The organism is Fibrobacter sp. UWH1 (assembly GCF_002210365.1).
In the GTDB taxonomy this organism is placed as follows: domain Bacteria; phylum Fibrobacterota; class Fibrobacteria; order Fibrobacterales; family Fibrobacteraceae; genus Fibrobacter.
In genome coordinates, this window is the sequence record NZ_MWQG01000063.1 from 1 (window position 1) to 10680 (window position 10680).

Sequence of the window (10680 nt, forward strand, 5' to 3'; positions counted from 1 at the left end):
TCTTGAGGTAGGCGAGGCCGCGGTCGCGATCCAGGCTCATGACTTCGCCGGTGGATTTCATTTCCGGAGAGAGGGTCACGTCAACGCCCGGGAACTTCACGAAGGGGAACACGGCTTCCTTCACGCTCACATACGGAACATGGACTTCCTCGGTGAAGCCGATTTCTTCGAGGGTTTCGCCCAGCATGCAGCGGCTTGCGTAGCTTGCCAGAGGCACGCCGATGGACTTGGAAACAAACGGCACGGTGCGGGATGCGCGGGGGTTCACTTCGATCATGTAGAGTTCGCCATCCTTGACGGCGAGCTGCATGTTCATGAGGCCCACCACATGGAGTTCCTTTGCGAATTCCTTGGCGTAGCCGCGGACCTTTTCCTGCAGGTCCTTGCTGAGGGTCATGGGCGGGATGACGCTTGCGGAGTCGCCGGAGTGGATACCTGCGGGTTCCACGTGTTCCATGATGGCGCCAACCACGGTGTGCTTGCCGTCGCTGATGCAGTCCACGTCAAGTTCGGTTGCGTCTTCCAGGAAGCGGTCGATAAGGATTGGCTTGCCTTCGCCGATGGCGGCAGCCTCTTCCACAAACTTGCGGAGGTACTTTTCCTTATAGACGATCACCATGCCGCGGCCACCCAGCACGAAGCTGGGGCGCACGAGAACGGGGTAGCCGATCTTGTCTACGATGGCGAGAGCTTCATCAACGTTATGTGCAATGCCGGAAGCGGCCTGCTTGATGCCCACCTTGTCAACCAGCTGCTTAAAGAAGTCGCGGTCTTCGGCAAGGTCAATGTCTTCTGGGCTTGTACCCACCACGTTGGCGCCGGCCTTCTTCAGGCGCATTGCCAAGTTCAGCGGAGTCTGGCCACCGAACTGAACGATAACGCCGTAGCAGTTTTCGCGTTCGTAGATGCCCATGACATCTTCGAGGGTCAGCGGTTCAAAGTACAGCTTGTCGGAAGTATCGTAGTCCGTAGAAACGGTTGGAGGCTTCGCCTCTATCCCCTGGCTCGCCAAATGAAAATAAACAAGTTTATGTTCGCTTAGCTCGCTGCGTGGCTATCCGGGTTGCTCTCGACTTTAGGGCGTTCCCTTGCCTGCGGCAAGGTCGGGCTATATTTTAGGGGCAGTCGCCAGCGCTGCGCTTGTCGCCAGCCTCCTAAAACGGAGCCTTGCCACGCGAGTCTCCGCCCATACGGGTAACTATCCCTAACGCGAACGCGTTGAATAAATGTTAAAATTCTAAAATGTAGTCCCAAACGCCGATTCCTCTGCGAAGACAGTTGACTTGGCTGCAATTGATATGTATATTAAGGATGGAGGATATCACTATGGATAAGGCATACTTGAAAACATTGCTTGAAATGTTGAAGGAGACTCCGGCGAATAAGACGGAGGCCGTTAAGCAGTTGAAGCAGATTGGAGTCTTGGACCGTAGGGGGGAGCTGGTTAAGGCAGCTCGCTAGTCTCTTTGTTATGCTTGAGTCTAGACCGAACCTTTACATCGGCTACCATGGCTGCAGCGAAAAACATGGTGAAGAATTCTTGCGGTTAGGAACTCGCAAGAAAATTCACATTAGCGAAGCGAATTATGAATGGCTTGGAAAAGGCTTCTATATCTGGGAAAATAATTTCACTAGAGCTTACGAGTGGCGGGCCAAAGAGTACAAGACCACAGAAAAGCCTTTCGTGGTCGGTGTAATATACTCATTGGACGAGTGTCTCGACTTGACTGATTCCAAATATCTTGAACTGGTGTCGCAGGCTTATGCCAATTTGAAATTGTCTCTTGAAATGGCAGGAAAACCTCTTCCTCAGAATGAAGAGTTTAGTAACCACAAATCGGGTATTAGAGGAAAGCGCCTTTTGGATTTCGCAGTCTTGGAACGGTTGCACTACATCATGGACAATCCTGTCAAGGAAAAACAATTTGAACCGTGGATTAAAAATGGTGCTGTTGTAAAACCTTTTGATACAGTAAGATCTGCGTTCTTTGAAGGTGAACCGACCTATCAGGGATCCACTTTTCAGAACAAAAATCACATTCAAATTTGCATACGAAATCCCAAGTGCATTAAGGGGTTCTTCCGTCCGCTGGATATGGATTGAAAAATCGTTGAAATTTCTTCTTAGGATTTATCAAAAAATTGACTAAAAAACCTGCGCTTTGTTGCGCAGGTCCTTTTGTTGACAACAGATTCTATTACATTATAAATGTGAATCGAAATACGTGTTAATCGAAGTCAAACTTCCCTTTTTCAATGGCTTTTGCGACATCCTTGTTCGTAATCGGAATCAGGTATTCATTTGATTCCTTGCATTCACAGATGTTATTGAAATTTTTCCAAAGGGATTTGGCTGTAATTATTTTTTCTTCCGGACATGACGGAATTTCAATTATTGTGGAATCACTGATGTATGTGATTTCGTCCAAACATTCAAAACGACCTCTTTCGGCGATAAACTTCGACATTGCGTCACACATAAATCCGTTGTTTGGATTACTTGGTATATTGAATGCTGTTGTTTGCCAGTCATTTTCTGTGACGCTGTGGCTGGATCCGTATCGAATCGTATTATTGTCAATATGGTTTTTGTTAAAAATAGTCGGGATTGCTCCGTTTCCCTGTACGCCGCCTTCCTGCATGACCACGAAGTGTTTTTCTCCTGGCTTGGAAACTGTTTCCGATACGATATATCCCTTGGAACTTTGAGAAAAAAGAGTTTCCACTTCAAATATCGCATAGCCTTTGTCTATGAAAAATACTACGGAGTACGTATTATTCGGCTTTAATTGGTAAAACTTTTGGGCAATTTGTCGCCAGATAAGGTGAACCGTATTATATTCGGCTTTAATGTAATAGCAACCGGGAACCTTTGGTTGTTCGTAATTCATTTCCAGCTGCCTTAAAAATTGGGCAAATTGATTATCCATTTTTATCTCCTTGTTAGAGTGATTGTTTTTTTAGTCGTTCGACTTCTTTAGTGGCGGAGTACAGCTCCTGCAGTTTCTCTAGAGTTCCTGCGCACTGGCTCTTGTCCATACTGAATTTTGTTTTACAGCAGGGGCAGGTAAAGCCATCCCCGTAAAGGAAGTCTCCCAGGGTCATCTTGATTCTGATTTTCTGGCATACGGGGCAAAGGATTCCCGTAGGTTCGTTATAGTTTTTCTGTTGTTCCATTTCTATTCCACATAAAGTTTCTGTATTACCGTAACCTCGTCCTCGGTGGAGAACTTTAGTGTGCGTACGGTTCCCGGCTTATCGTTTTCATTTCCGCTGTAGGCCACAATGTAACGGATTTTGCCTTCGTCGTTGGTCAACATGGCGTTCCCACTACACCAACGTTTTCTGTTGCATGCAATCAGCACTCCGCAGTTCTCTTCAAATTCCACTTTGACAAGGGCGTTCTTCACGGGTTGTCCCTTGAAATCTAGTAGGGTGAATTCGGTTTCCACATACTTGTCTTTCTTCAGCTTTATCAAGTGATCTTGATGCGAAAATTTTCCTATTGCGGAATTCTGAGTGTTAGAACCCATGAGTGCTAACAAGTTGCTTAGTCCTGCTGGAATATCTGATTGTACCACCTTCATCTTTACGTTGATGTTTGCGTCAAGGTGTGGAGTGTTCTTATTGTTTTGGGAATCTCCCGACACTGGCGTCAGTGTGGCATTCAGTGTGTTTTTATCCTGCTGTTGATTCGAATCGATGACTTTAACCGAAAAGTCAAAATCTGCGTAATCCACATGCAGCAATGGTAACGGAACCAGCGAAAGCGTTGGAATCTTCACGACTCTGCGCTCAGTTTCACCGGATTCCCCGGTGGTGGTATAACTGAAGCTTGTCTCTTTCAATTTCCCAAAACAAGCTTCTTCGCCGTTCTTTCCCGGACCAGGTTCAAACCCAAACTCCCTGATGTACTCTAGGGATTTTCTCGCAGCCATAAAGTCGGCGTCGATTATCGCTTGGATTGGGAGACTGAAAATGTTTTTTAAAGTCGTTATTTGAGACAAAATCGCCTCCTGCTAGTCACTTAGTACAAATTCACCCGTTTCGGAATCTTTGCCCACGATCCAGTTATAGTTTTTCATACGGGCTTTCAGTTGCATCGTCTGAATGACGGATTCTGGTAGCCCCATAAGAATATCGTTGTCCACGATAACCTCCATATCGTCGATGGAAGTTTCTGTTTTCTCTCCATCTTCCACCGCAACATTTTCCATTATGCTAGCCGCACCTTGCCTAAGGATTGATTCCAGGTTCACGTCAGTCCCGAGAATTGACTGGAATTTTTTCGTCACGCTATCGAGGATATCTGTGCTTGATTTTTTCTTCTGTTGCTCTTGGTATATATGCCAGCTTATGTCCTCCACAAGTCGGCTTTCTATCTCCTTGACACTGGCGTTACTTGAACTGATTTTTCCCTGTACAGTTTCGTTTTGCATTACCTGGTCTATGGATCTTGTCACTTTTTGCCGGATGGAATAAAGTGATTCTGCCGGCGAATTTCCAAGGTCCGTATCCTGCGGAACCGTGCTTTTTCCTACGTCCTTGATGGCGTATTTCAAGGTAATGTCCACTTCCGATAGCGAGGCGTTCGGTAGCGAAAAATATTTCATGATATCGTCGTTTTTGTAACTATCGGCAAGAGCACGAGAACTCTTGTTGCTCTGGTGCTGCGCATTGTTCAGCGACGAAAGAATTGCGGAAATGACTTCGTTTAACTTAGGCATAGAATCCTGGAAAACCCAGAGTCAGGCATTTGCCGGACCTGGATTTTTTCTTGTGTGTCGTTATTTTTTAGTTCGCTTAGAATTGTCTTCAGACGAATCATTTTTTTCCGAATCATCTTTGTCCGATGTAAAGGGAGCCACCTTGATGGTCTTTGTGATTTCCTTGGAATCAATCGTTGCAGAAAGTGTCACGATTGCGGCCTCGAATGACTCTTTGGCTTGGAAGGTTAATGTATCGGTGCCATCTGCCAGAGTGACATTAGCTTTATCGTTGTCTTTTTCATCAACGTTGACTGCGATACCAAGATATCCCTGTGTAACGTTAATATGTCCCTTTGGGTTTTCTTCATTCTTGTACTCAATTTCCACTGTTACGGGTACATTCTTCACCAGCATGCCGTTGGAGTCCTTTACGGTAATGGTGACTGTTTCGGGAACCTTGTCCGTAGGTGCAATAAAGTCCTTATCCAACTCGATTTTGCCATCTACGCCTGCGTTAGGAGTAACGGAACTGGACAAAATGTTCAGGACTGTGGCAAGGCCGGCCGGCATGTCAGCCTGCTTTGCATGGACAGACACGTCCTGGGTGTATTCCACGGAGTACCTGGATTCGGAGGTTGCCTTGGAATCCTTCTTGCTGGAATAGTTTGCCTTTGCCTTTACGCTCAGGCTAAAAGGACCCCAACCCACCTTGCCCTCGGCTTCTCCACCGGCATCAATGGATTCGGACGAGGAACTTTCGGAACATTCCGAGGAGGAGGCGTTAAGCGATGCTTTGAACTGAATGCAGATATTGTCGATAACGATCATGGGAATCGGAACGATGGTGAGAATGGGTACGATGAGCTTGACATAGGAACCGTCCTTCTGATAAATGAAGGTAACGTTCACTGCACTCTTCTGGCCATCTTTGTTAGTGTTGAGACCCACCTGCTGGATAAATTCCCAGGAAGACTTTGCAGCCATGGCCTGAGCTGAAATTGCGGCCTGAAGCGGACCACCGATCAGGGCGCTATAATCGATGCCGTTCAGCATGTTTTTTACGGTAGTGGCCGGTGTAGAATCTACAGCCATATTGTACTCCTTGTTATTGGTTTGATTCACTTTTGCGTTTATTCGTAAAAGCGTACCCTATATTCTAAAAACAAGGATGGGAGGCGTCAAAATTGACAAATGCCCTCATTTTGGGCAACCTTTGGGGTCAGATGTTGCCCATTATATGCCCATCGTAGATGCTGTTGTATAAACACTGTAATACAGAAAATTCTTTGTAAAAAATGTTAAACAAAGCAAGCGCGTTCAAAAGACTCTTGCTTGTTTAGATATCGCCTTTTACTTCGAAGGGCAGTTTGTTTTCTCGGACCACCGACTTGATGAATATGGTGATTGCTGCCGAGGCGGAAATCCCAGCCGATTTGCAGAATTCTTGAAACTGTTTCTTTGTGTCTTCGTCGATTCTTGTGCAGATTGTTGCCATAGGAGTTTTCTCTTGGGTAAAGAACAAAATTTATTAATGAAGAACCCGATATAAAAGGATTGTAAGTAAAAAAAAAAACTTTATGTAGTAATGATATTTTCTATTTTTTGTGCGTAAGTTTGTAATAAAAATGCAATAAGTCCAATTTTTGGGAAGGTTACTTATGAAATTCCATGGATTTACAAAAATTCTGTCGGTACTGGCGCTGTTGCTCTCGGCAAATGCCTTTGCAACTGAAACCGTGCGTTCGACTATCACAATAGATGACAAGGAATATACCTTGTACACTGGTTTTAACGCAACAAAAGGAACGGATGTTATTTCTTCAAATAAGTTTACTAATATGGTTGATGGCGATTTAACAACCCAATGGCGTCCCAGACCAAGCGCGAGTGAAGATTATTCTTCCAAAGATTATGCTTATTTTGAGTTTTCGTCAGATTTTCCTGTTGTCTTAAAAGGATATATACTAAACTCTCACAGTGAAGGCTTAAATCATCCAATAGATAGAAGATTGTATGCAAAGGCTAAAGAAGAAGATTCGTATGAGTTAGTTTCATCTTATAAAGATGAAGATTATTCAGGAAAAGAGAAATCTTTTCCAGTTGATAATGAAGATAATAACCAATATAGATATTTTCGTTTTGAGGGTACGAATAGCGACAAAGACGTTTGGTTACATGAAATTCGATTGTATGGTGAGAAAACTTATAGTTTCGTACCTAAAAAGAGTGCAACCTGTACAGAAACAGGTATTAAGCAAGTCTGTTATCTGCGAAGCGACGGCAGGTATTTTACTGACGAAACGGGCGCGACTGAACTTGCCGAGTCTGACTTCATTGAACCGATGAAACCCCATACATGCGTACATCATGTAGCGGACGAGATTCAAGTCGAGTATTGGCAATGCTCTGTATGTGGCAAATACTTCAGCGATGAAGGTTGCGTCACGGAGATAGCGGAAGAAAAAACCAAGATTTTTCGCACCGTCTCGATTGACGATGGTGTCAGCAGTCTTGTTAGCAGTAATGTTAGCCAGGCGTTTGCTGGTGCCACAGTAACACTGACCGTCAGTCACCTGATTGATGCCTCTACATTGAATGTAAATAACGGTGCAGTAGTTTTGACTGATATTGGAAACCGTAAGTACACATTTACGATGCCTGCAACAGAGGTGGCCGTGAAGGCGTCTTTGGCATGCACCTATTCTGTCAATCTGCCTGACAATATGGAGATTGTTGACGTAACAAATGCCGCGGACGGCAACGGCAAGTACATTTCGGGGACCATTGTCTCCTTTATGGCGAGTTTTCGATATGCTGCTACTAATGTTTCCGATGGCATAAATACACTTGAACCTGATGCCGATGGCGTTTATATGGTGACTGTCTCAACAACCGACATCAACATAATGGCTACCACGACAGAGAGCGGTAATATGCTCAATCTGACTGCTGCTAATAGTGATTTTATCGCAGTTGACGGAGACGTATTATCGGGCAAAACAAACCATACGATTCATATTGCAGATGGTGCAACAATCACACTTTCAGGTGCAATAATCAATGGCGGAATTATTTGTGATGGTTCTGCAACAATTACTCTTGTGGGTGAGAATAATGTAACTGGTGCTACTTATATGGCTGGTATTCAGGTCGGAGGGTTAGGAACAACTCTGACAATCAGAGGTGATGGATCATTAACCGCAACGGGCAATTATTCCTCTGCAGGTATTGGTTTGAGTCAAGCATTGGATGGTGACGCCCTAGGTGGAGATATTGTAATTGAAAGTGGAAATATCACAGCAATTGGTTCCCAGTGTGGTTCAGGCATCGGAACAGGTGCAGTCAGTCATGCAACAGCAAGACTTGGAAATGTCACGATTAAGGGTGGGGTGGTAAAGACAATTGGCGGTTTTGATTCAGATGGCATAGGTGTAGGTTGTGTATATACTAATGAATCTACGAATGAAGTTGGTACTGTGACTATATACGACGATGTCGATGTGGTGGATGCATCAAGCATCAAGAACGGCGAAAGCATAATTTATATGCATGGTGATACAGATGTGTCTGCAAGTAAAAACGATTACTTCAGCATTATTGAAAATGGAGAACGTAAAATCATATATACTGGAAATCCAATTTCTGATGTCGAGGCTCAGACATATACAGGCGAAGCAATTACACCAAAGCCAACGGTTTCATTAGGTTCTCTTAATTTCACAGAAGGTGTTGATTATGAGTATTCCTACTCCAACAATGTAAATGTTGGCTCTTCTGCAACTGTAACGGTTACATTCAAGGGTGATTATGCGGAATTCGGTTCTGTTTCAAAATCCTTTAATATCACGAAGGCTACGCCCACAGTTGAACCCCCGACTTCTGCCAATCCGAAGTACGCTGGTGCATGCGTCGCACTTGTAGCCTCTGGATCCTCGAACTCTGGGGATATGCTTTACAGCGTGTTAATGGAAGGCGGGTCACAGACTGCTTATTCCACCGGTATTCCTTGCGCCGATAGGGCTGGCAATTATACGGTTTACTATAAGGTCGAGGAAAACGATAACTGGTTTGGCGTGGAGGAACAGTCTGTCGATGTGACTGTTGAGTTGGCTAAGTTCAAGGTTACCTATGTTGATGAAGATGGTAGCGAAATTAGTTCAACCGATTATCAGTATGGTACGCCAACTACGCTGCTTGTTCCTACTCGCGAGGGGTATGCCTTTGTGGGTTGGTACAAAAGTGCTGACTTCTTTGGCGAAGCCGTGGCTTCCATTGCAGACGACGCTACCGGAGCATTGACCTTCTATGCCAAGTGGCAGGAACTTCCGACTCTGGTGAATAAGGGCACCGTCGGTGAATGTTTCGAAATCTCCAGCGTTAATCAGCTGTATAGCTTTGCGGCCCTTGTGAATGGAGTTATCACGGCATCACAACTCCCCAGTGGTTATCCGGTTGGTTCAAACATCTGTGGCAAGCTGGCGAATGAAATTGTGGTGAACGAAAATGTGCTGGATGACGAAGGCAAACTGAATACGGTGACCGAAGGCGGATTCAGGACTTGGACTCCCATTGGAAACAGCAGTAAACAATATACAGGAACTTTCGATGGGCAAGGCTTTGCTATCAAGGGACTGTATTTCAATGAAGGATCAAAAGATAGTGTAGGTTTGTTTGGGTATGTAGGTTCTGACGGAAAGGTTGAGAATGTAGGTGTTGAGGATTCCTACATCCGAGGTTTAAACGTTGTCGGTGGCGTAGCTGGATATAATCAAGGTTCCATTGCAAACAGCTACAATAGCAGTTCTGTTGCTGGCGGCGATAATTATGTCGGTGGCGTTGCTGGAATCAATGTAGGTTCCATCGCAAACAGCTACAATAGCGGTTCTGTCACTGGCGGCAATATTTTTGTAGGTAGCGTTACCGGAGTCAACGACGGTTCCATCAAGAACTGCTTTGCAAAGTCTGGATCACCGGTTGGCCTTGTCAGTCCAGCAGGTGTTGCCTTTAGGGACGAAACTGAATTCCATGACGGTACCGTCGCAATACTTCTCCACAATGGAACGAATGGCTACGTCTGGGGGCAGAATGTTGGCACGGACGCTTATCCTGTTCTTTCCAACACTTATGATGCAGAAGGAAATCTGCAGCCTGGCGTAGTGAAATTCAATCTTGAATATGTTCTGAACGAAGGTTCTAACGCAGCTAATGCCGCAAGTACACATTCCTACGGAACCGAAACTGAGCTGCCGATCCCCACCCGCGAAGGTTATGCCTTTGCTGGCTGGTATGAAAATGAGGACTTCTCTGGTGACGCTGTCAAAACCATCGCCGCCGCCGCTCAGATTTCTGCAACAGCGCAAACCGTTGGCGAAAACACCATCTGGACAAAGAAATATTACGCCAAGTGGAGTTTTGCCTATACCATTACATACGAGTTGAATGGTAAGGATGCTATAAACTCGGATGTGGATAATTCCGCAAATCCTTCGGTTTACCTTGAGGGTGTAGAACTTTCACTTGCTATTCCTACCCGCGAAGGCTATGGCTTTGTTGGTTGGTACAACAGTGCTGACTTCTCTGGCGAACCAGTGTCCTCCATCGCAGCCGACGCCTCCGGAGCAAAGACTTTCTATGCCAGGTGGCAAGAAATTCCTGTGCTGGCTGGTAATCAGTGCTACGAAATTTCTAATGTAGAACAATTGTACGGCTTTGCCGCCCTTGTGAACGGAACTGTTAGCGTTCCAGCCGACATGCCTTCTGGAGTAAGTATTTGCGGCAGGCTGACGAAAAACATCTATGTGAACGGCAGTGCAACAAATCCATTGCAGTCTCAGTTGGTAAAGGATGCTGATGGTAATGTGACCAACGGAACTAGCTTTAGGACCTGGACTCTCATTGGAAACCGCAGTAAACAATATACAGGAACTTTCGATGGGCAAGGCTTTGCTATCAAGGGACTGTATTTCAATGA

At 45.3% G+C, this 10680-nt stretch carries 9 protein-coding genes and 1 pseudogene; 3 read left to right on the plus strand and 7 right to left on the minus strand.

Translation table 11 applies throughout. The features are described 5' to 3' along the window. Positions 1–985 (minus strand): annotated as a pseudogene (locus tag B7992_RS15535) (ATP-grasp domain-containing protein); the annotation flags it as partial. 341 nt (positions 986–1326) lie between these two features. Between B7992_RS15535 and B7992_RS17250 the strand changes: the two are divergent. Together B7992_RS17250 and B7992_RS15540 are read left to right on the plus strand one after the other, a co-directional pair. Next, complete coding sequence (locus B7992_RS17250) at positions 1327–1461, plus strand: hypothetical protein (RefSeq protein WP_254917740.1); 135 nt, start codon at positions 1327–1329, stop codon at positions 1459–1461. A gap of 10 nt (positions 1462–1471) precedes the next feature. After that, entirely contained in the window at positions 1472–2104 is a 633-nt protein-coding gene (locus tag B7992_RS15540) for a hypothetical protein (RefSeq protein WP_088666745.1), read from the plus strand. Between the two features lie 124 nt (positions 2105–2228). Here the strand turns inward: B7992_RS15540 and B7992_RS15545 are convergent, their stop codons facing one another. From B7992_RS15545 to B7992_RS15570, 6 genes are all read right to left on the minus strand, one after another. Beyond that, positions 2229–2930: a hypothetical protein gene (locus B7992_RS15545; protein ID WP_088666746.1), complete on the minus strand. Its 702-nt coding sequence runs from the start codon at positions 2928–2930 to the stop codon at positions 2229–2231. Positions 2931–2943: 13 nt separating this feature from the next. After that, positions 2944–3177, minus strand: coding sequence for a hypothetical protein (locus tag B7992_RS15550; RefSeq protein ID WP_088666747.1), 234 nt, complete (start codon positions 3175–3177; stop codon positions 2944–2946). Between the two features lie 2 nt (positions 3178–3179). After that, positions 3180–4007 (minus strand): DUF2589 domain-containing protein, encoded by an 828-nt coding sequence (locus tag B7992_RS15555; protein ID WP_176421977.1) that lies wholly within the window; start codon positions 4005–4007, stop codon positions 3180–3182. Between the two features lie 12 nt (positions 4008–4019). Then, complete coding sequence (locus B7992_RS15560; RefSeq protein ID WP_088666749.1) at positions 4020–4727, minus strand: hypothetical protein; 708 nt, start codon at positions 4725–4727, stop codon at positions 4020–4022. Positions 4728–4787: 60 nt separating this feature from the next. After that, the gene (locus B7992_RS15565) at positions 4788–5801 is read right to left on the minus strand and encodes a DUF2589 domain-containing protein (RefSeq protein ID WP_088666750.1); all 1014 of its coding nucleotides are present in this window, start codon (positions 5799–5801) and stop codon (positions 4788–4790) included. 244 nt (positions 5802–6045) lie between these two features. Then, the gene (locus tag B7992_RS15570; protein WP_088666751.1) at positions 6046–6204 is read right to left on the minus strand and encodes a type II toxin-antitoxin system RelB/DinJ family antitoxin; all 159 of its coding nucleotides are present in this window, start codon (positions 6202–6204) and stop codon (positions 6046–6048) included. Between the two features lie 847 nt (positions 6205–7051). On the opposite strand from B7992_RS15570, the gene B7992_RS15580 reads away from it, so the two are divergent. Next, on the plus strand, positions 7052–10680 hold a 3629-nt coding region (locus B7992_RS15580; RefSeq protein ID WP_176421978.1), incomplete at its 3' end, for an InlB B-repeat-containing protein.